The organism is Pseudomonas artemisiae, assembly GCF_057128685.1.
Genome location: NZ_JBSKHS010000012.1, coordinates 35,006 through 54,380 on the forward strand (window position 1 = coordinate 35,006; position 19,375 = coordinate 54,380).

Annotated in this window: 19 protein-coding genes and 1 tRNA gene; 15 read left to right on the forward strand and 5 right to left on the reverse strand. The window is 62.6% G+C overall.

The window, feature by feature from the left end:
- The first annotated feature begins 32 nt into the window (after positions 1–32).
- Together ACWKV4_RS14730 and ACWKV4_RS14735 are read left to right on the forward strand one after the other, a co-directional pair.
- Positions 33–1,238 (forward strand): aminotransferase class V-fold PLP-dependent enzyme, encoded by a 1,206-nt coding sequence (locus ACWKV4_RS14730; protein ID WP_483832834.1) that lies wholly within the window; start codon positions 33–35, stop codon positions 1,236–1,238.
- A complete protein-coding gene (locus ACWKV4_RS14735) occupies positions 1,235–1,642 on the forward strand; it encodes a SufE family protein (RefSeq protein WP_483832835.1) in 408 nt (135 codons plus the stop codon). The genes ACWKV4_RS14730 and ACWKV4_RS14735 overlap by 4 nt, the downstream gene beginning before the upstream one ends.
- Positions 1,643–1,736: 94 nt before the next feature.
- Here the strand turns inward: ACWKV4_RS14735 and tcdA are convergent, their stop codons facing one another.
- Positions 1,737–2,552, reverse strand: a complete 816-nt coding sequence (gene tcdA / locus ACWKV4_RS14740; RefSeq protein ID WP_483832836.1) for a tRNA cyclic N6-threonylcarbamoyladenosine(37) synthase TcdA — start codon at positions 2,550–2,552, stop codon at positions 1,737–1,739.
- Positions 2,553–2,691: 139 nt separating this feature from the next.
- Here tcdA and ACWKV4_RS14745 point away from each other — a divergent pair, with 139 nt between their 5' ends.
- The 6 genes from ACWKV4_RS14745 to ACWKV4_RS14770 all read left to right on the forward strand — a co-directional run bounded on the left by ACWKV4_RS14745 (position 2,692) and on the right by ACWKV4_RS14770 (position 10,845).
- Entirely contained in the window at positions 2,692–5,286 is a 2,595-nt protein-coding gene (locus tag ACWKV4_RS14745; protein ID WP_483832837.1) for a glycosyltransferase, read from the forward strand.
- Positions 5,287–5,362: 76 nt separating this feature from the next.
- On the forward strand, positions 5,363–6,514 hold the full coding sequence (gene dapE / locus ACWKV4_RS14750; RefSeq protein ID WP_483832838.1) for a succinyl-diaminopimelate desuccinylase: 1,152 nt from the start codon (positions 5,363–5,365) through the stop codon (positions 6,512–6,514).
- Positions 6,514–7,347 carry a putative RNA methyltransferase gene (locus ACWKV4_RS14755; RefSeq protein WP_483832839.1) on the forward strand — a complete coding sequence of 278 codons (834 nt, stop codon included), beginning with the start codon at positions 6,514–6,516 and terminating at the stop codon, positions 7,345–7,347. The genes dapE and ACWKV4_RS14755 overlap by 1 nt, the downstream gene beginning before the upstream one ends.
- A 23-nt stretch (positions 7,348–7,370) precedes the next feature.
- Positions 7,371–7,745 (forward strand): hypothetical protein, encoded by a 375-nt coding sequence (locus ACWKV4_RS14760; RefSeq protein WP_483832929.1) that lies wholly within the window; start codon positions 7,371–7,373, stop codon positions 7,743–7,745.
- Positions 7,746–7,787: 42 nt separating this feature from the next.
- Entirely contained in the window at positions 7,788–10,319 is a 2,532-nt protein-coding gene (plsB, locus tag ACWKV4_RS14765; RefSeq protein ID WP_483832840.1) for a glycerol-3-phosphate 1-O-acyltransferase PlsB, read from the forward strand.
- A gap of 118 nt (positions 10,320–10,437) precedes the next feature.
- Positions 10,438–10,845, forward strand: coding sequence for a YbaY family lipoprotein (locus tag ACWKV4_RS14770; RefSeq protein ID WP_483832841.1), 408 nt, complete (start codon positions 10,438–10,440; stop codon positions 10,843–10,845).
- 12 nt (positions 10,846–10,857) lie between these two features.
- Here the strand turns inward: ACWKV4_RS14770 and ACWKV4_RS14775 are convergent, their stop codons facing one another.
- The gene (locus ACWKV4_RS14775; RefSeq protein WP_483832930.1) at positions 10,858–11,616 is read right to left on the reverse strand and encodes a class I SAM-dependent methyltransferase; all 759 of its coding nucleotides are present in this window, start codon (positions 11,614–11,616) and stop codon (positions 10,858–10,860) included.
- Between the two features lie 128 nt (positions 11,617–11,744).
- Here ACWKV4_RS14775 and ACWKV4_RS14780 point away from each other — a divergent pair, with 128 nt between their 5' ends.
- The 5 genes from ACWKV4_RS14780 to ACWKV4_RS14800 all read left to right on the forward strand — a co-directional run bounded on the left by ACWKV4_RS14780 (position 11,745) and on the right by ACWKV4_RS14800 (position 14,941).
- Complete coding sequence (locus ACWKV4_RS14780; protein WP_483832842.1) at positions 11,745–12,380, forward strand: energy transducer TonB; 636 nt, start codon at positions 11,745–11,747, stop codon at positions 12,378–12,380.
- A 72-nt stretch (positions 12,381–12,452) separates the two neighbouring features.
- The gene (locus tag ACWKV4_RS14785; protein ID WP_483832843.1) at positions 12,453–12,674 is read left to right on the forward strand and encodes a cysteine-rich CWC family protein; all 222 of its coding nucleotides are present in this window, start codon (positions 12,453–12,455) and stop codon (positions 12,672–12,674) included.
- The gene (locus ACWKV4_RS14790; RefSeq protein WP_483832844.1) at positions 12,664–13,359 is read left to right on the forward strand and encodes a pseudouridine synthase; all 696 of its coding nucleotides are present in this window, start codon (positions 12,664–12,666) and stop codon (positions 13,357–13,359) included. The genes ACWKV4_RS14785 and ACWKV4_RS14790 overlap by 11 nt, the downstream gene beginning before the upstream one ends.
- A gap of 65 nt (positions 13,360–13,424) precedes the next feature.
- A tRNA-Gly gene (locus tag ACWKV4_RS14795) sits at positions 13,425–13,498 on the forward strand.
- A gap of 96 nt (positions 13,499–13,594) precedes the next feature.
- Entirely contained in the window at positions 13,595–14,941 is a 1,347-nt protein-coding gene (locus tag ACWKV4_RS14800; RefSeq protein ID WP_483832845.1) for an amino acid permease, read from the forward strand.
- Between the two features lie 37 nt (positions 14,942–14,978).
- Here the strand turns inward: ACWKV4_RS14800 and ACWKV4_RS14805 are convergent, their stop codons facing one another.
- On the reverse strand, positions 14,979–15,404 hold the full coding sequence (locus ACWKV4_RS14805; RefSeq protein ID WP_483832846.1) for an HPF/RaiA family ribosome-associated protein: 426 nt from the start codon (positions 15,402–15,404) through the stop codon (positions 14,979–14,981).
- 226 nt (positions 15,405–15,630) lie between these two features.
- Between ACWKV4_RS14805 and ACWKV4_RS14810 the strand changes: the two genes are divergently transcribed.
- A complete protein-coding gene (locus ACWKV4_RS14810; RefSeq protein ID WP_483832847.1) occupies positions 15,631–15,846 on the forward strand; it encodes a hypothetical protein in 216 nt (71 codons plus the stop codon).
- Here the strand turns inward: ACWKV4_RS14810 and ACWKV4_RS14815 are convergent.
- Entirely contained in the window at positions 15,840–16,892 is a 1,053-nt protein-coding gene (locus ACWKV4_RS14815; protein ID WP_483832931.1) for a glycerophosphodiester phosphodiesterase, read from the reverse strand. The two genes, ACWKV4_RS14810 and ACWKV4_RS14815, sit on opposite strands and share 7 nt — an antisense overlap.
- 197 nt (positions 16,893–17,089) lie before the next feature.
- On the opposite strand from ACWKV4_RS14815, the gene ACWKV4_RS14820 reads away from it, so the two are divergent.
- Complete coding sequence (locus tag ACWKV4_RS14820; RefSeq protein ID WP_483832848.1) at positions 17,090–18,106, forward strand: DUF4917 family protein; 1,017 nt, start codon at positions 17,090–17,092, stop codon at positions 18,104–18,106.
- A 1-nt stretch (position 18,107) separates the two neighbouring features.
- On the opposite strand, the gene ACWKV4_RS14825 is transcribed toward ACWKV4_RS14820, so the two are convergent.
- On the reverse strand, positions 18,108–19,325 hold the full coding sequence (locus ACWKV4_RS14825; protein WP_483832849.1) for a class I SAM-dependent methyltransferase: 1,218 nt from the start codon (positions 19,323–19,325) through the stop codon (positions 18,108–18,110).
- Positions 19,326–19,375 lie beyond the last annotated feature (50 nt).

Consider the following 19,375-nt stretch of genomic DNA (forward strand, 5'->3'; position numbering starts at 1 on the left):
CGGCGCACGCCGCCCAGTGCCAGGGCCCGAACATGGTTCAACGTTCTCCATGGCGGGGGGATTTCCCCGCGCTGGCTGCCCTTGAACGGCAGCAGCAAACCTACCTGGACAGCGCCGCCACGACCCAGAAGCCTCAGGCCATGCTGGATGCGCTGAACCATTACTACCTGCATGGCGCCGCCAACGTGCACCGGGCTCAGCACTTGCCCGGCGCCTTGGCCACCCAGGCGTTCGAGGCCTGTCGGGAAAAAACCGCCCAGTGGGTCCAGGCGGGTTCACCCTCCCAGGTCATCTTCACCCAGGGTGCTACCTCGGCGATCAACCTGTTGGCCTATGGGTTGGAAGATCAGCTGGCCAGCGGCGATGAGATCGCCGTAAGCGCTCTGGAACACCACGCCAACCTCTTACCCTGGCAGCAGCTCGCGCGTCGGCGCAATGCGCGGTTGGTCATCCTGCCACTGGGCACCGATGGTCGGATCGACCTGGCCAGGGCGAACACGCTCATTGGCCCGCGTACACGATTGTTGGCCGTCAGCCAATTATCCAATGTGCTAGGCACGCGCCAACCCGTGGAGCAGCTGGTGGCCATGGGCCGAGAACAGGGGGCACTATCGATCGTGGACGGCGCTCAGGGGGTGGTGCACGGGCGGCAGAACCTGGCCGCGTTGGGCTGCGACTTTTATGTGTTTTCCAGCCATAAACTCTACGGCCCGGATGGTGTAGGCGTGCTTTATGGCCGGGGCGAAGCCTTGGGCAAGTTGAAGCATTGGCAGTTTGGCGGTGAAATGGTCCATCAGGCCACCTACCACGACGCCAGCTTTCACCCTGCCCCGCTGGGGTTCGAAGCCGGTACCCCGCCCGTTGGCAATATCATTGCACTCGGCGCTACCCTGGATTGGCTCGGCTCGTTGGATGAGCGAGCGGTCAGCGATCACGAACAGTGTCTTCATCAGCACCTGCTACGTGGTCTCGGGGATCGCGAAGGCGTTCGTGTATTAGGCGCGCCCGACGCCGCCCTAGCCAGCTTCGTGGTGAAAGATGTACATAACGCGGACCTCGCGCATCTGTTGACGGATCAAGGCATCGCCGTGCGCGTGGGCACTCATTGCGCTCAGCCGCTGTTTAACACCCTGGGGCTCGATGGCGCCATTCGGGTCTCTCTGGCTTTGTACAACGAAGCGGATGACCTGCTGCGTTTCTTCGACGCCCTGGATCGCGCTCTGGAGCTATTGAGATGAACCTGCCGGCCTTGGCCCTCGAGGCCAGAGAGCGTTTTGCCGGTTGCAACTCTTGGGAAGCGCGGGCACGGCTGTTGATGCAGGAAGGCGAGCGGCTGGCGCCTTTGGCGCCAAACGAATGTACCGAGGCTAACCGGGTAATGGGGTGTGAAAGCCTGGTGTGGTTGGCGGGCGAAAAGGAAAACGGTGTCTGGCGATTCCGCGCCTATAGCGACGCGCGCCTGCTGCGAGGCTTGCTGGCGTTGCTATTGGCGAGGATCAATAACCTGGAGCCTACAGCCTTGCTGCAACTGGACCTCCAGCCCTGGTTTGCCGAGCTGGGCCTGCAACGCCAGCTCACCCCCTCCCGCAGCAACGGGCTCCATGCCGTGTTGCAACGTATACAAACGTTGGTGAACGAATAACACCCTCGCTGTAGGAGCCAGCGAAGCTGGCGAACAGGGCCGTATGCCCCATGGCACAACGTTGCCAACCTTGTTCGCTGGCTAACGCCAGCTCCTACACTGATAGCGGCAGCGGCCGCTCCGATGGCCGCCGCGCGCCGGCTACCAGCTTCTCCACTACCTTGCTAACAGCCACCATGCCGAATGTAGCGGTGACCATCATCACCGCGCCAAAGCCCCCGGCGCAGTCCAGCCGCACGCCCTCGCCCACAAAGGCCTTACTGGAACACACGCCACCGTCAGCTGAGGGATAGCGCAGCTGTTCGGTGGAATACACGCAAGGCACGCCGTAATTGCGCGAGGTATTGCGGGAAAAGCCATAATCGCGCCGCAGCAGGGAGCGTACTTTGGAGGCAAGGGGGTCATTCCAGGTGCGGTTCAGGTCGCAGATGCCTATCTGCGTAGGGTCCACCTGCCCGCCTGCCCCGCCGGTGGTGACCACCGGCAGCTTGCGCCGCTTGCACCAAGCAATCACCGCCGCTTTGGCGTTCACGCTGTCAATGCAGTCGATTACGTAGTCCAGCTCAGCGGTAAGGTACTGCGCCAGCGTATCGGCGGTGACGAAATCCACCACCGCGTGCACCGTGCAGGCCGGGTTGATCGCCCGCAGGCGCTGGGCAAGCACCTCTACCTTCGGTTGCCCCAGGGTGCCCTCCAGGGCATGGGACTGGCGGTTGGTATTGCTTACGCACACGTCGTCCAGGTCAAACAGCGAAATCTCCCCTACCCCGCTGCGCGCCAGAGCCTCGGCCGCCCACGAACCCACGCCGCCCACACCCACCACGGCCACATGGGCCGCCTGCAAACGGGCCAGCCCTTGTACCCCATATAAGCGGGCAACCCCGCCAAACCTTGGATCATCACTGCTCATTGCCGTACCTCTTAAAACAGGCGGCAATTATACGGGCACCGGCGCCAAGGCGAAGGGAAAGCCGATATTCACCACCCCCAAGCAACTTTCGCCGCCGGTTGGTTTCAGCTGTTGAGAATAAGCAAGGACGTTGTCGTTAATGCCCACCCGCAAGTTAGGCCTGAACCTGGTTACAGTCATGGCCATCGCCGCCCTGTTCATCGGCTGTTGGGCGATGGTTAACCGCCCTCTGTCGGCCCCAGCCTGGCCGGACCGGATCTCGGGGTTTTCGTACTCGCCGTTTCAGCTTGGCCAAAACCCTCAAGCAGGCCGCTACCCTTCCGATGACGAAATACGCCAAGACCTTGAGCAACTGGCCCACTACACCGAGAGCCTGCGTACCTATTCGGTAGCCGGTAGCCAAGCTGACATTCCTCGGCTCGCGCAAGAAGCCGGGTTACAGATTACCCTAGGGATCTGGATCGGCAATGACATGGCTCGCAATGAGCAGGAAGTCGCCACGGGTATTGAGTTGGCCAACCGTTACCGGAGCGTGGTCCGGGTAGTGGTGGGCAACGAGGCACTGTTCCGCGAAGAGGTCACACCCGAGCAACTGATGGTCTACCTGGACCGGGTGCGCGCGGCGGTGAAGGTACCGGTCACTACCTCGGAGCAATGGCATATCTGGGCGCACAACCCGGCGTTGGCCAACCATGTAGACCTGATCGCAGCCCATATCCTGCCGTACTGGGAATTTATAGAGGTGGACGCCGCCGGGCAGTTCGTACTGGACCGCGCCCGGGAGCTACGCGAGCAATTTCCGAAAAAACAGTTGTTGTTGTCGGAAGTGGGCTGGCCCAGCAATGGCCGTATGCGCGGCGGCGCCGACGCCAACCAGGCGGACCAGGCGGTGTACCTGCGCAAGCTGGTCAATAGCCTTAACCGCAGGGGCTATGACTACTTTGTGATAGAGGCCTACGACCAGCCTTGGAAGGCCAGCGACGAAGGCGCCGTAGGTGCTTATTGGGGCGTGTTCAACGCACAGCGGCAGGCCAAATTCAATTTCGAAGGCCCGGTGGTGGCGATTCCTCAATGGCGCCTACTGGCTACCGCGTCGGCGGTACTGGCGCTATTGGCCCTGGCCCTGCTGTTGATCGACGGCTCGGCATTGCGCCAGCGGGGCCGTACCTTCCTGACCTTTATTGCCTTCTTATGTGGGTCGGTGCTGGTGTGGATTGCCTATGACTACAGCCAACAGTACAGCACTTGGTTCAGCCTGATCGTGGGTGCCCTGTTGGCGCTGGGGGTCGTAGGCGTGTCTATCGTGTTACTGACCGAAGCTCATGAACTGGCCGAAGCGGTGTGGACCCGCAAGCGCCGCCGGCCGTTCGCGCCGGTTCTTGACGAGCAGGCACCACGGCCGAAGGTGTCCATCCACTTGCCTTGCTATAACGAACCCCCGGCCATGGTCAATGCGACCCTGGACGCCCTGGCGGCCTTGGATTATCCAGACTTCGAAGTACTGGTGATCGACAACAATACCCAGGACCCTGCTGTATGGCTGCCGGTACAAGCCCATTGCACAACCCTGGGGCCGCGCTTTCGGTTCTTCCACCAAACGCCCCTCGAAGGCTTTAAAGGGGGCGCACTTAATTTTTTGCTGGGCCACACGGCAGCGGATGCCGAGGTAGTGGCAGTGGTGGACGCTGATTACTGCGTGCACCCCGATTGGCTCAAGCACATGGTTCCGCATTTCGCCGACCCTTGCATCGCCATCGTGCAAAGCCCGCAAGACTACCGCGACCAGGCCGAGAGCCTGTTCAAGCGGCTGTGCTATGCCGAATATCAGGGGTTTTTTCATATCGGCATGGTGACGCGTAATGACCGCGACGCGATCATCCAGCATGGCACCATGACCCTCGTGCGCCGCGAGGTGCTCGACCGCCTGGGCTGGGCACACTGGTGCATCTGTGAAGACGCCGAACTGGGGCTGCGGGTGTTCGAGGCAGGGCTGTCGGCGGCCTATCACCTGCGCAGCTATGGCCAAGGGCTGATGCCCGATACCTTTAGCGCGTTCAAGAAACAGCGCTCACGCTGGGCCTATGGGGCAGTGCAGATCCTCAAACGCCACGCCCGCGCCTTGTTGCTGGGGCGTGACGGGCACTTGAGCCAAGGCCAGCGATACCATTTCGTGGCCGGCTGGCTGCCGTGGATCGCCGATGGCATGAACATCTTCTTTACCTTTGGCGCGCTGCTGTGGTCCGGGGCCATGATCATCGTGCCGAACCGGGTGGAGCCGCCGCTGCTGATTTTCGCCATTCCACCCTTGGCGCTGTTTGCCTTCAAAGTGAGCAAAACGTTGTTTCTGTACAAACGCAACCTGAACATGCCCCTGGGCCGAGCACTGTGGGCGGCCGTAGCGGGGCTTGCGCTGTCTCATACCATCGGCAAGGCAGTGCTGTATGGGCTGCTCACCCAGAGCATGCCTTTCGTGCGCACCCCAAAGCTTGCGCATCGATCCGGCTTGATAAAGGCCCTGAGCGAGGCGCGGGAGGAACTGTACGTGGCGCTATTGCTTTTAGGGGCCGCCACCGGCATCTGCCTGGCCCAAGGTTTGCCGAACTCAGATGCACGCTGGTGGCTGGTGATGCTGCTGGTGCAAGCCTTGCCCTATCTGGCAGCGGTGACCATGGCGTTGATTTCCGCGGCTCCGTCGCTCCGGCGCGCAGCCAAGGTCGCCCTGGGCGACGCCTAGCTCCGAGCGGGGGCGCCGGGGCGGCGTTTTTGCTTTAACATACTCGGCCTTTTTACCGCCTTGCCCGGAGTACCCCATGACGGCCGCCGCTGATCTTTCGCCTACCCTCGCTCTGGCCTGCGAGCTGATCCGGCGCCCGTCCATCACCCCCCTGGATGCCGACTGCCAAGGCCTGATGATGCAACGCCTGGCCGCCGCGGGCTTTGACCTGGAACCCATGCGCATAGAGGACGTAGATAACTTCTGGGCGCGCCACGGCCAACACGAGGGGCCGGTATTGTGCTTTGCCGGGCACACTGACGTAGTGCCCACTGGCCCAGCCCAGGACTGGCAACATGCGCCTTTCGATGCGCTGATCGATGAACATGGCATGCTCTGCGGCCGCGGCGCGGCGGACATGAAAGGCAGCCTGGCAGCCATGGTGGTGGCAGCGGAGCGCTTCGTGCGGGATTACCCCAGCCATCGTGGCGCCATTACCTTTTTGATCACCAGTGACGAAGAAGGCCCGGCGCACCACGGCACCAAGGCGGTGGTCGAACGCTTGGCGGCGCGCCAGGAGCGGCTGGACTGGTGCATCGTGGGCGAGCCCTCGAGCACGGCCCTGGTGGGTGACGTGGTCAAGAACGGCCGCCGCGGCTCCCTCGGCGCTACCCTGCGCGTGCGCGGAAAACAGGGCCACGTGGCCTACCCGCACTTGGCGCGCAACCCTATCCACCTGGCCGCGCCCGCGTTGGTGGCTCTGACCGCCGAGCACTGGGACGATGGCAATGCCTTCTTCCCGCCGACCAGCTTTCAAATTTCCAATATCAATGGCGGCACCGGCGCGACCAATGTGATTCCCGGCGAGCTGACCGTGGTGTTCAACTTCCGCTTTTCCACCGAGTCCACGGTAGAGGGCCTACAGGCGCGGGTGACCAGCCTATTGGACCAGCACGGCCTGGACTGGCACATCGACTGGGCATTGTCTGGCTTGCCGTTCCTCACCCAGCCTGGCGAACTGCTTGGCGCGGTGGCCGGGGCCATTAAAAAGGTGACCGGGCGCGACACCACGCCATCCACCAGCGGCGGCACCAGCGACGGCCGGTTCATCGCGACCCTTGGCACCCAAGTAGTAGAGCTGGGCCCGGTGAACGCCACCATTCACCAGGTAGATGAGCGGGTACTGGCCAGCGACCTGGACGTGCTGACGGACATTTACTACCACACCCTCGTGAAGTTGCTCGCCTGATGCTCACTTGCCCATTGTGTTCGGCGCCCCTGGCCAGCGCCAGCAACGGCGTTGCCTGCCCAGCAGGGCATAGGTTCGACCGCGCCCGCCAGGGCTACCTCAACCTGTTGCCCGTGCAGCACAAGAACAGCCGCGCCCCTGGCGATAACCAGGCCATGGTCGACGCCCGCCGGGCGTTTCTGCAAGAGGGCCATTACGCACCCGTGGCCGAGCGCCTGGCCGAACTGGCCCATCAGCGCCACCCCGGGCGCTGGTTGGACATTGGTTGCGGCGAAGGCTATTACACTGCGCAAATCGCCCAGGCCCTACCCCAGGCGGACGGCTATGCGCTGGATATTTCCCGTGAGGCGGTGAAACGGGCCTGTCGACGTGCGCCAGGGGTCAGTTGGCTGGTTGCCAGCATGGCTCGGGTGCCCTTGGCCGATGCCAGCTGCGACTTTATCGCCAGTGTGTTCAGCCCGCTGGATTGGATAGAAGCGCGGCGCCTGCTGACCCCTGGGGGCGGTCTGATGCGGGTAGGCCCTACCCGCGACCACCTGATGGAGCTGCGCCAGGCGCTGTACGACGAAGTGCGCGATTATGTGGACGATAAACACCTGGCCCGAGTGCCCGAGGGCATGGGTTTGGTTCACACCGAAGTGCTGACCTACCGCCTGCGCCTGATCGACGGCGCAAGCCGTGCGAACCTATTGGCCATGACCCCCCACGGCTGGCGCGCCAGTGCCCCGCGGCGGCAAGCGGTGATCGACCATCCTGGGCCTTTCACGGTGACGGTTTCGATGCGTTACGATTACTTCGTCGCCGGGCCAGGCAGCTCGGCTTTGGCGCAATGATTTTTCAACTCAGCGAGCCCACCATGCAGCAACCGGATATCGAGATCTACCTGAAGGACGCCGACGTCGACCATAGGGCGATCACAGCCTGGCTGACCAGCGCGCTGGGCCCTTGCACCCCTTGGGCGCAAAAGGGGTACGTGTGGAAGTGCATGGCTGCCCACGTACCGGTGACCTGGGTGCCGATGGCCGTTGGCAAATGGAACAGCCTGTACCTGGAAAGCGAGCAAACACCCTGGGCGGACGACCTGGCCTGTGCTCGTGCCGCGCATCTGGCGCTGGGCGTGGAAGTGCGCTGCGCCCCTGGTGGCTGGGTGGAGGAAGAAGGCGAGGAAGACGCTGACCGCTGGATCCGGGTTAGCGCTGATGGAGAGCAGGAAATCACCTGGCGCACCTAAGTACCGCAGGCCTTCCTTTACCGCCTACCCGAGCAACCCCGTATGACCCCTTCTGTGCTGCACCGCCTCGCATTCAGTTTACTGCGCCGCACCCTTTACCTATGGGTACGCTCGGAAACCATCAACCCAGGCACCGGCGCCAGCCTGGACCGTAGCAAAGCGATCATCTACGTGCTGGACAGCCCGGCCGTTACGGACCTGGCGGTGGTCGACCATGAGTGCGCGCGCCTGGGCCTGCCCCGCCCGGCATTGCCGGTCGCCCTAGGGCCAACCCTTGAAGCGCGCGCGTTCTTCTACCTGACGCCTGCACCCGATTGGCTGGGCCGCCAGGATAAACGCGGCGCGCCGCCGGTGCTGCAGCGGCTGGTGAACGCCTGCACCGCCCAACCTGGCGAAGATGCGCTGATCGTACCCGTGAGCGTGTTCTGGGGCTTGTCTCCGGACAGCGAGTCCAGCCCCTGGAAACTGTTGTTCGCCGACAGCTGGGCAGTGACCGGGCGCCTGCGCCGTTTGATCACGGTGCTGATTCTGGGGCGCAAAACCCGGGTGCAATTCGCCCCGCCGATTTCCCTGCGCAGCCTGGTCGACGCTGGCAAAAGCCCAGCGCTGACCGTGCGCATGGCTCAGCGGTTGCTGCGGGTGCACTTCCGCCAACAACGCGTTGCGGTAATCGGGCCGGATATTTCCCATCGCCGCCACTTGGTCAAAGGGCTCGTGCATGCCTCCCTGGTACGCCAAGCCATCGCCGATGAAGCCGCCCGCGAGAACATCACGCCGGAACGTGCCGAAGGCCAGGCCCTGCGCTATGCCAACGAGATCGCTTCGGACTACACCTATACCGCCATTCGCTTTCTGGAGGTGGTGCTCAGCTGGTTCTGGAACAAGATCTACGATGGCATCAAGGTCAGCCAGGTCGAACAGGTACAGGCCATCGCCCCTGGGCATGAGGTGATCTATGTGCCCTGCCATCGCAGCCATATCGACTACCTGCTGCTGTCTTACCTGCTGTTTCGCAACGGCCTGACGCCGCCACATATCGCCGCGGGCATCAACCTCAACATGCCGGTGATTGGCGGGCTGCTGCGACGCGGCGGGGCGTTCTTCATGCGCCGCACCTTCAAAGGCAACCCGTTGTACACCGCCGTATTCAACGAGTACCTGCACACACTCTTCACCAAAGGCTTTCCGGTGGAGTACTTCGTGGAAGGTGGGCGTTCGCGCACCGGCCGCATGCTGCAACCGAAGACCGGCATGCTGGCCATCACCCTGCGCAGTTACCTGCGTTCCTCCCGCACGCCCATTGTGTTTGTGCCGGTGTACATCGGCTATGAACGGGTGCTGGAGGGCCGTACCTACCTGGGTGAACTTCGGGGGGCCAGCAAGAAAAAAGAATCCCTGTTGGACATCTTCAAAGTGGTGGGTGCCCTTAAGCAGCGCTTTGGCCAGGTGTCCGTCAACTTCGGTGAGCCCATCAAGCTCACCGAGTTTCTCGAACACCAACAACCGGGGTGGCGTACCCAGCCCGCGGCGCCTGACTTCAAGCCTGCCTGGCTGAACCAGGTCACCCAACGCCTGGGTGAGCGGGTAGCCTGCGGCATCAATGAGGCAGCGGCCATCAACCCGGCTAACCTGGTAGCCCTGGCGCTGCTGTCCACCGCTCGCCAGGCCCTGGATGAAAGCGCGTTGGCGCGGGTGCTGGACCTGTTCCTGGCGCTATTGCGCACTGTGCCCTACTCGCCCTATACCACCCTGCCCGAGGGTGATGGCCAAGGGCTGATCGCACACGTCAAAGGCATGGGCTTGGTGGCCGAGCAAACCGACGCCCTGGGGCGGATTCTGTATCTGGATGAGCAGAATGCCGTGTTGATGACCTACTACCGTAATAACGTATTGCATGTGTTCGCCCTGCCTGCGTTGCTGGCCAGTTTGTTCCAGAGTTCTGCGCGCATCGACCGCCTGCAGGTGCTGCGTTTCGCCAAGGCGCTTTACCCGTACCTGCAGGCTGAACTGTTCATCCGTTGGCCCGTGGAAGCGCTGAACGCCGTTATGGATCAGTGGCTAGAGGCGTTCGTGGCCCAGGGGTTGCTACGCCGAGACGGCGACAGCTACCTGCGGCCAGCGCCCAGTTCCCGGCAATTCGTGTTGCTTACGTTACTGGCGCGGGGCATCACCCAGACCTTGCAGCGTTTCTACATGGCAACAGCCTTGCTGCTCAACCATGGCCAATACGGGCTTACCGCCGAGGCCTTGGAGGACCTGGCCACGGTCATGGCGCAGCGGCTGTCGATCCTGCATGGCCTCAACGCGCCGGAGTTCTTTGACAAAAGCCTGTTCCGCCACTTTATCCAGGCGCTGATCGATACCGAAGTGGTGCACCGCAACCTGGAGGGCAAGCTGGGCTATCACCCTCGCCTGGGCGAGTTGGCCGAAGGCGCGGCCAAACGGGTGCTGTCAGCGGAGGTACGGCTGTCCATTCGCCAGGTCACCTTGCATCGCAGCGATGAACTGGCCGCCAGTGAGCCCGACGCCGTGCCTGAAGCGCTGCCGGCCAATGCGCCACCGGCGGATACCTAGCCATTTGTCGCTATGGTGAAGGCTCGGTCACGACGCCGGGCTTACGCCTTCGTACCTCGGGCTGCGCCCCTTGCGGCCATCCAGTACAGTAAAGGCTTTTGCGGACCGGAGTGTGCCAGTGAAGCGCCTTGCTACCTTTGTGATGACCCTCGCCCTCGGCGCCTGCAGTACTGGGCCAACCACCGAAACCCTGCGCGGCGAAGCCTTTTACCTCCAACGCATCGCCCTGCCGCCAAATGCAGTACTTAGCGTAACCTTGGCCGACGTGTCCATGGCCGACGCCCCTGCGCAGCCCCTGGCCCGTTACACCGGCCCGTCCGGCGCGCAGGTACCTCTGCCGTTCGAACTGACCTACGACCGCGGCCGTGTGACCGCTGGTCACCGTTACGCATTGACCGCGCGCATAGAGGCCGCAGGCCAACTGCTGTGGATCAACACCCAGGCTGTACCGGTGGCGCTTGATGGTAGCGACCCCCACCCCCTGCGCGTACGCGTTGATCAGGTGCTTGTTAACCCGATGCGCTGATACAGCGGCAGGTCAGGCGCCAGGCTTGAGGGATTTTTTGGGGTAGATATCATAGCGGCTGGATTTGCCCTCCAGGGTCAAGGCCGGCGCCACGCCTTCGATCGGGGGCGCCTTGCGCGGGCGCTTGACGGTCACCCGATGCGTAGCCAGGGCCAGGGCAGCCTCCAACAGGGCGGGGGCGTCCAGGTCATCGCCTACCAAGGGCCGGAACAGCCGCATTTCCTTTTTCACCAGGGCGCTTTTGTCTCGGTGAGGAAACATCGGGTCCAGGTACACCACCTGGGGCGCGGTGCCCTGCCACGCGCGCAGCAGCTCGATGGCGTTGCCCTGATGCAAGCGCATGCGCTGTACGATCGGCCCTACTTCGTCATCCTGGCGTGCCCGCGCCAGGCCATCGCGCAAGAGCTGGGCAATGATCGGTTGCCGCTCGATCAGGTCCACCTGGCAGCCCAGGGTCGCCAACACAAAGGCATCGCCACCCAGCCCTGCGGTAGCATCCAGCACCGAGGGCCGTACCCCAGGCTGCAACCCGGCTGCTTTGGCGATCATCTGCCCACTGCCGCCGCCAAACTGCCGCCTGTGGGCAGCGCCGCCTTCGAGAAAGTCGACCCATACCGGCCCAGGCGCACCGGGCCCCACCTGCCGCAGCTGCAGCCCTACAGGGCCCAATTGCAACACGAAGTCTGCGCTGGGCTGAGCATAAACCAGGGGTAAGCCCAGGGTGCTTGCCAAGGCCTGCGCGGCCTCGATAAAGGCAGCGCCCAAAGGCATGACCTGGATGGCGCGCGCCGCTTGTCGTTCTTGCATGGGGTGTACTCAAAAAAGGGTAAATCTTCGCCGCGAGCGGCCGATAGCTACAGTGCCCGGTATTTTGCCAGAGCTTCGAGCCCCTGACCGCCATGACCGATTTGATTTCCCCACCTGTTGGTTATGTTTCGCCGGTTGGTAACTTCAGCCGGCGCAATACCCAGACCCTGGGCGGGGTCAGTCACCTGTGGCAAGATTTTTTCGCCAGCGCCTGCAAGCCGCAAGACAGCACCGAGGCCGGTGAAGAAGGCGCGGTACTGCACCTACCACTGCCGCTGCCCCAGGTTGCCAACGACGGCGAACCGGTCGCGGGTAGCCGCTGGTTGGCGCAGGTCAACGAGCAGCGCGGGTGCGACATCAACGATCAAGTGATCGAGCCGCCCAAGCCATTGTTCTTGCCCATTGCAGAATTCGACACGCAGTTGCTACCCGCCCCGGCCCGCCCATACCCGCCCGAAGAGATGCAGACTCAGCAGTTCGAACTGGACCTGGACACTGGCTGGCGCCGCCCTAGGGTACTGGGCAATGGCCAACCTGCCGTCGAGCCTGGCCCGGCACCCAAGCCGCGGGCGCTGTACCTGCCGATCGCGGAACTGGAAAGCGACCTGCTGCCGCCGCCGAACGCGCCTTTCGATGCCAAGACGCTTATCTACCAGCAACAGGAATTCGATTTCGACACTGCCTGGACACGGCCGATCGTGTTGCAAAACCTGAGGGTCACCGCTTAAGGCCATGTCAGGCAAGGCTATGCGATAATCGCCGGCCCCTCCCGCAAGCCTGTTCGGCGTTCGAGACCTTAGATGACTCACCCGGCTACCTGCCCCGCCTGTGGCGGCCAGAACCAATGCGCCTTCGCCACTGCCCAGCCCGGCCCGTGCTGGTGTTTTACCCGTACCGTAGCCCCTGAAGCCCTGGCCGCCCTGCCTGAAGCCCAGCGCAATGTGGCCTGCCTATGCCAAGGCTGTGCCGCTGGCAATACCTCTGAACTCACTCGGCCCACCGAGGCGCCGGATGCGGATTGACAGGTTCCTGGCCAACCTGCCGGGCTTTAATCGGCAACGGGCCAGGCTCGCCCTGGCGCTCGGGCAGGTAGAGGTGAACGGTAAGGCCGTGAGGGTGCCGGAGGTAGAGGTGAACCGCTTCGATACCCTGGCGGTGGAAGGTAAGTTGATTCAACAAGGCCAGGCAGCGCGCTACCTGATGCTGCATAAACCCCAGGGCTGTATAAGCGCCACATCGGACCCTGGGCACCGCACAGTGCTGGACCTGCTCGGCGCCAGTGATCGCGAAGACCTGCACCTGGCCGGGCGTCTGGATTACAACAGTACTGGCTTGATGCTGCTGACCAACGATGGGCACTGGTCGCGGCGCCTGACCCTGCCCGGTAGCAAACTGCCCAAACGCTATTACGTGGAAACCGAACAGCCCATCGAGGCGCATTACGCCGAGGTATTCGAGGCCGGGCTGTATTTTGCCTTCGAAGGCATCACTACCCAGCCCGCGCACTTGGAGATTCTGAGCGAACGCCAGGCCTACCTGAGCTTGATGGAAGGCCGCTATCACCAAGTCAAACGCATGTTCGGCCACTTCCAGAATAAAGTGACCCGGCTGCATCGCCTGGCCATTGGCCCTCTGACGCTGGACCCTGCCTTGGCACCCGGGGAGTACCGGGAGCTGACCACTGTTGAGCTGGCCCAGTTGGCCTAAGCGCTTGCTTACGCAAAAAAAGGTTCTTTTTTCAAAAGCTTTCTGGTAAAAAGTACACCGCTCAAGCGGGTGTAGTTTAGTGGTAGAACGGTAGCTTCCCAAGCTCTAGGTGAGGGTTCGATTCCCTCCACCCGCTCCAGTTTCTTTCGCGGCACTTCGGATTTACGGCGCATCCAGCCAGTCCTCGGACGGCGGAGCCTCCCTGCGCCGCGCACTTCATCCGGATACGCTCTTCATGCCCCACGCCCCTACCTTGCAACGCGGTCTCAGCTCGCGGCACATCCGTTTCATTGCCCTCGGTTCGGCCATCGGTACCGGCTTGTTCTATGGCTCGGCGTCGGCCATCCAATTGGCGGGCCCCGCTGTGCTGGTGGCGTACCTGATCGCCGGTGCCGCGGTGTACATGGTGATGCGCGCGCTGGGCGAAATGGCCATGCACAATGCCGCCCCCGGTTCGTTCGGGGCCTATGCCACGGATTATCTGGGACCTTTCGCAGGTTATGTAACTGGCTGGACCTACACGCTGGAGATGATCATCGTCTGCCTGGCCGACGTCACCGCGTTCGGGGTGTACATGGGCTTTTGGTTCCCCGAGGTACCGCGATGGGTTTGGGTGCTGACGATCATTGGCCTGGTGGCGGCGCTGAACCTGTGCACGGTACGCATGTTCGGGGAACTGGAGTTCTGGCTGTCATTGCTCAAGGTAGGCGCGATTGTTGCGATGATCGTGGGTGGTACGGCGCTGCTGCTGTTTCATCCCCCGGCCGAAGGTGCATTCAGTAACCTGTGGGCCCATGGCGGGTTCATGCCCAACGGGCTGTCTGGCTTAGCAGCCTCCCTGGCGGTGGTGGTGTTTGCCTTCGGTGGCGTGGAAATCATCGGCTTGGCCGCAGCAGAGGCCAAGGACCCCCAGCGCGCCCTGCCCCAGGCCATCAATGGCGTGCCCGTGCGGATTCTACTGTTCTATGTGCTGACCTTGCTGGTGCTGATGGCGCTGTTTCCCTGGCAGCAGATCGGTAGCCAGGGCAGCCCTTTCGTGCAGATTTTCAGCGGCCTAGGCTTGCCTTGGGCCGCGGCCATTTTGAACCTGGTCGTCATCAGCGCCGCAATCTCGGCGATCAATAGCGATGTATTCGGTGCCGGGCGCATGCTCTTTGGCTTGGCCAAACAGGGCCTGGCCCCGGCAGCCTTCGCACGGGTGTCACGACGCGGCGTGCCTTGGGCCACGGTGTTGGTGATGGCGTGCGCATTGCTGGTAGGGGTGCTGCTTAATTACCTGATTCCGGAAAACGTATTCGTGCTGATCGCGGCCATGGCGACCTTCGCAACGGTCTGGGTATGGCTGATGATCTTGCTGTCGCAGGTGGCCATGCGTAAACAGCTGGGCAAGCAAACCAGCGCCGAGCTTGCTTACAAGGTGCCCTTCTGGCCCTTGGGCCCCATGGCGGCGATTGGTTTTATGCTGTTTATCGTGCTGGCGCTGGGTTACTACGAAGACACCCGGGCGGCCTGTTGGGCGGGCCTAGGGTGGCTGGCGCTGCTGGCTATCATCTGGAAGGTGCGGGGCAGGCGTAAGGCGTGAACGGCCCAGCGCAAGGCCGGACCAGGGCATGAGGTAATTATTCTTTGCCAGCCGCTTCGCGGCGGGCGAGGAAATCGTCTTCGAGCATGGCGTCCACTTCGGCTGGGGTGTCTTCCAGCACCGGAGGGGCGGTGAGATGGCCGGTAGACACAACGGTCTCATCCAGGCGGCCCATCAGGTGTTCCAGTGCGTGGCACATTTTGTCGGCCGCGCCTTGTACGGCTTGGTCCATCGACTCGGCTTTGTGAGTCACGGAGAGGGACGTGTGGCCCTTAGGGCGTGCTTCGATCTGGCAGCGTTTATCCTGAGCACCGGCCTTGCCGGCATTTTCATCGCTAACGTGGATTTCAACCCGGGTAAGCATGTCATCAAACCGCGCCAAGGCGTCTTCTATCGTGCTGCCTACCCAGTCATGCAAACCTACGCCGGCGTTGACCTGGTTGCTGTTGACCTGTACCTGCATGGCTGCTCTCCAATGGCTGTAAATGCAAGGGCTTGTTTTTGCTTAGATCAGCAGGATAAGGGGAAGGGTTCAGTTGGATTAATTGGGTGCGCTGGGCAGGGTGAATCAGGGGCTACAACTGTGGGACAGGGCATGGCCCGGGAACAATTGGCCCGGTCAAAGCAATGAGCGGCACCAACGCGAATCCCTAAGGGTCTTTACTTTCAGGCCCTATGGAGTACGCGCAATGGCTGATTCGCTGCATCATGCGTTGGAAAAGATGTATGAAAATCAGATCGCGCTGGCCGCGGCGATCGAGGAGCTGGCGTTGTGGGTGGAGGTGCGCGGGGAGGATGCGGCGACCGCGGGGAGTGTGCGGGACGCGCTGGATACCCTTGAGCGCAACGCCGACCCCTTGAGCCGTTGGATCGCGGCGTTGCACACAGGTGGGGCGGGTCAGTAGCCTTCGGCGGCAAGGATGTCCTGTACGGAACGTTTGGCGGGGCGGCCGTAGAATTTAAGCAACTCGCCAGCGCGGTTGCTGAACACACCGTCCACGCCTGCGTTTTTGACCTTGGCAAAGTCCACCGGATCATCCACGGTGTACACATGAATCAGTAGGCCCTTGTCGTGGGTGATGGTGTTCATCCACGGCTGAATCAGGTCCATGTAACTCTGGTCGCCTCCCTGGGTGAGTGCCGCCGAGGGGCCAGTGCCAACCGCGCCGTGCGCCTGGGCGAAGCTTACCCATTCAGTGAATGCCTGCTCGCTGGCAGGTTGTTGAGTCGCGTACCACGCGGCCTTGTCCTTGGCACCGGAAGCGGCAAAGGTCACTTTGGATTTAGGCTCGATACTGCCCTCTCCCACCCATAGCAGCAGCACCTTCGGCACCTTGGGCATTTCCTTGGCAAGCAGCTGGAGGCTGGCTTTTTCGAAGGTTTGCAATACCACGCGGCGGCCAGGCGCCAGGTCCCCGTTGGGGGTCAACCAGCCACGGGCGGTCAGCTTGGCCTTGAGGTCCGCCTCAATGCCGGGGTATAGGTTTGGCACTTTGGTTTCAATGTACAAACCTACTGTGTGAGCGGGGTCCGCCTCGGCGATATCGATGATTTCATCCAGCGTTAGTACCTTGGCTCCAGCGAAGGCTGCCCGGGCGCGTTCCGGGTGGGCGCGATTGAACCAGCTCCCGGCGTCCAGCTGTTTTAGCTCGGCCAGGGTGAAGTCACTGATGGGGCGTTCCCGACGTTCTGGAAAGCGGACCGCGACGTCGGTGGTGCGCACCAAGGTATCATCGTGGAAAGCCACCAACTGACCATCGCGGGTGCGCTGCAGGTCCATTTCCAGGTAATCCGCGCCCAGCTCCCGGGCCGCCAGATAGGCTGGCTTGGTGGACTCTGGCGCATCATGGCTGGCGCCACGGTGAGCAATCACCGCCGGGTAAGGAATGTCAGCCTTGCGGGCCAGTTCCCGCGGCGACGGCGCCGCGGCTAGAACCGGCCCGGTGGTCATCGCCAGGCAAAACAAGGCGGCAGTCCACAGGTGCTTTGCATCTACATTCACAAGCAGTGCTCCTTTCAGGCATGTAGGTTAACGGGGCAAGCCATCAAGCATAGCGCAGCGGCGCGCCCAGGCTGCTCGCGTACGCTCAGCCTAGGGTACCCGTGCTAAAGTCGTGTTTTGCCTCAGACCACTGATACTCGCCTGCCATGAATTCCTCTGTGTTCGACGCCTCCCTTCCCGCCTGGAAAGACATGCCCTTGGCCGGCCATTGCACCGGGCTACTCCTGGGCAACGGCGCCAGCCGGGCGGTTTGGCGTGGTTTTGCCTACGACTCGCTGTTCGAGCGGGCGCAAAAGGTTCGCAATCGCCCCCTGGGGCAAACCGACCTGGCCCTGTTCAAGGCCCTGGGTAGCCAGAGCTTCGAGCAAGCCTTGAGCAGCCTCAACATCACCACGCGGGTCAACGCGGCCCTGGCCATCGGGGCCTCTGGCCCACTGAACCGCTATTACGCGATCAAAGAAGCGCTGATTCACGCCATGCGTAGCGTTCACCTGCCCTGGCGCTTGCTAACCAGCAGCACCCGCTTGGCCTTGAACCAGGCATTGCGCGAGTACCCCTGTGTGTACTCGAGCAACTACGACCTGCTCTGCCATTGGGCGGTGTGGGAGGCACCGGAAGGGTTTGACGACGGGCTGGACGATGATGCAGGTTTCGACCCTCGTCGCCCCGCCCAGGGGGACCACCGTTTGTTGTACCTGCACGGCGGGTTGCACCTGCTCAAGGATCGGGACGGCGCCACGCGCCGCAGGGCCGCTGCGGGGGGCGAGCTGCTGGACGGCTTTGCCATCAATGCCCCAGGGGACGTACCGCTGTTCGTCAATGAAGGCCTTAGCGTAGACAAACTGCGTGTCATACGCGGCTCGGACTACCTTTCCCATGGCCTGGGCGTGCTTGCGGCTCACCAGGGCCCGCTATGCCTGTTTGGCCACCAATTAGGCAGCCAGGACGATCACTTGCTGGCGGCTTTGCGCCAAGCGCCCATCGAACGCATGGCGGTAGGCATTTTCCCCTTGAGCGCCCCTTGGATCATCAGCCAGAAACAGCGTTACCAGCAGCTGCTTGGCGATCGTGTGCAATTAGCGTTTTTCGACGCTACAGCCCACCCCTTGGGCGCGCCTGCGCTGTTGGTGCCTCAGGAAAACCCTAACGCCACCCGGGGCTGAGTCAGGCCAGTAGGCCGTCCGCCCTGAGCAAGGTTTCCAGGCAGTGCTCGGTCACCCCATAGAACGCTTTGAGGGCCTGAATACGCGCCAGCTGAGGCGCGGTGTTCACGGGCCCTTGGCGTTTCACCGCCAGGATCATCTTGTTTTTGCTGGTGTGCTCCAAGGACACGAACTCAAACACCTTGGTGTCGTATCCACAGGCGTCCAGGTAAAGCGCACGCAGGCTGTCGGTCAGCATTTCCGCCTGCTGGCCCATGTGCAAACCGTAGTGCAGCATCGGCCCCAACGGTTCGGGAGCGACCATCTGCGGGCGCAGCTGCTTATGGCAGCAGGGCGAGCACATGATGATCGCCGCTTGGCTGTGAATGCCGGTGTGGATGGCATAGTCGGTGGCCACGTCACAGGCATGCAGGGCGATCATCACGTCGATACGCGGCGGCACCACCGTGCGTACGTCCCCATGCTCGAAGACCAGCCCTGGATGATCGAGCCCTGCCGCGGCCTGATTGCACAGCTGCACCATGTCCGGCCGCAGCTCTACCCCCGTCACCCAGGCTTCGCGCCCCAACCCGTGGCGCAGATAGTCGTGGATGGCAAACGTAAGGTAGCCCTTGCCCGAGCCAAAATCCGCTACCCGAACCGGCGCGGGCGCCGCCAACCCTGCCTGGGTGAAGGCGTGGGCGAACACTTCGATAAACTTGTTGATCTGCTTCCACTTGCGTGACATGGCCGGCACCAGCGCACCCTGGCGGTCAGTGATGCCCAATGCGCCGAGAAACGGCCGGTCCAGGCTCAACCAACGCTGCTTGGCCCGGTCATGTTCAGCGGCCGCTGGCGCCTGCGGTTGCTCGGCTTTGGCCCGGTGCAGGCGGGCCTTGCCCTTTTTACCGAACTCTAGCTGTAGGGTTTCGGTGGTGGTGTGCAGGTGGGCGTTACGAAAACGCACCGGCAGTGCCGCCTCGATTTCGGCCAGGCCCTCGACCGGTGAACGGTGCTGGGTAATGTCTCGGGTGCGGTAGCGCAGCACGAACCCCAACCGCGACTCCCCTTTGACCAGCAGCGGCTTGATGGTAATGCGCTCCAGCTCAGGCTCGCCGCCCACCGGGCGCGCTAGCACCAGCTTCACCCATTGCCCCTCGGTCAGGGTGGCGGCCAACAGGGCCATAAAGGCCGCGCGGGGATCGTCCATGGGTGAAGTGCAAGCAGTAGGGGCAGGCATGAAGCGGCTCTCGAAAAATAACGGGCGCCCAGTGTAAGGCAGGCGGTGGG

Coding starts and splice junctions, on each gene's coding strand:
- ACWKV4_RS14760 (WP_483832929.1), top strand. CDS start 7,371: ATGCAGCAACCGGATATCGAGATCTACCTGAAGGACGCCGACGTCGAC.
- dapE (WP_483832838.1), top strand. CDS start 5,363: ATGACGGCCGCCGCTGATCTTTCGCCTACCCTCGCTCTGGCCTGCGAG.
- ACWKV4_RS14815 (WP_483832931.1), bottom strand. CDS start 16,892: ATGACCACCGGGCCGGTTCTAGCCGCGGCGCCGTCGCCGCGGGAACTG.
- ACWKV4_RS14780 (WP_483832842.1), top strand. CDS start 11,745: ATGACCGATTTGATTTCCCCACCTGTTGGTTATGTTTCGCCGGTTGGT.
- ACWKV4_RS14790 (WP_483832844.1), top strand. CDS start 12,664: ATGCGGATTGACAGGTTCCTGGCCAACCTGCCGGGCTTTAATCGGCAA.
- ACWKV4_RS14730 (WP_483832834.1), top strand. CDS start 33: ATGGTTCAACGTTCTCCATGGCGGGGGGATTTCCCCGCGCTGGCTGCC.
- ACWKV4_RS14810 (WP_483832847.1), top strand. CDS start 15,631: ATGGCTGATTCGCTGCATCATGCGTTGGAAAAGATGTATGAAAATCAG.
- ACWKV4_RS14800 (WP_483832845.1), top strand. CDS start 13,595: ATGCCCCACGCCCCTACCTTGCAACGCGGTCTCAGCTCGCGGCACATC.
- ACWKV4_RS14820 (WP_483832848.1), top strand. CDS start 17,090: ATGAATTCCTCTGTGTTCGACGCCTCCCTTCCCGCCTGGAAAGACATG.
- ACWKV4_RS14745 (WP_483832837.1), top strand. CDS start 2,692: ATGCCCACCCGCAAGTTAGGCCTGAACCTGGTTACAGTCATGGCCATC.
- ACWKV4_RS14785 (WP_483832843.1), top strand. CDS start 12,453: ATGACTCACCCGGCTACCTGCCCCGCCTGTGGCGGCCAGAACCAATGC.
- ACWKV4_RS14825 (WP_483832849.1), bottom strand. CDS start 19,325: ATGCCTGCCCCTACTGCTTGCACTTCACCCATGGACGATCCCCGCGCG.
- tcdA (WP_483832836.1), bottom strand. CDS start 2,552: ATGAGCAGTGATGATCCAAGGTTTGGCGGGGTTGCCCGCTTATATGGG.
- ACWKV4_RS14755 (WP_483832839.1), top strand. CDS start 6,514: ATGCTCACTTGCCCATTGTGTTCGGCGCCCCTGGCCAGCGCCAGCAAC.
- plsB (WP_483832840.1), top strand. CDS start 7,788: ATGACCCCTTCTGTGCTGCACCGCCTCGCATTCAGTTTACTGCGCCGC.
- ACWKV4_RS14805 (WP_483832846.1), bottom strand. CDS start 15,404: ATGCAGGTACAGGTCAACAGCAACCAGGTCAACGCCGGCGTAGGTTTG.
- ACWKV4_RS14775 (WP_483832930.1), bottom strand. CDS start 11,616: ATGCCTTTGGGCGCTGCCTTTATCGAGGCCGCGCAGGCCTTGGCAAGC.
- ACWKV4_RS14735 (WP_483832835.1), top strand. CDS start 1,235: ATGAACCTGCCGGCCTTGGCCCTCGAGGCCAGAGAGCGTTTTGCCGGT.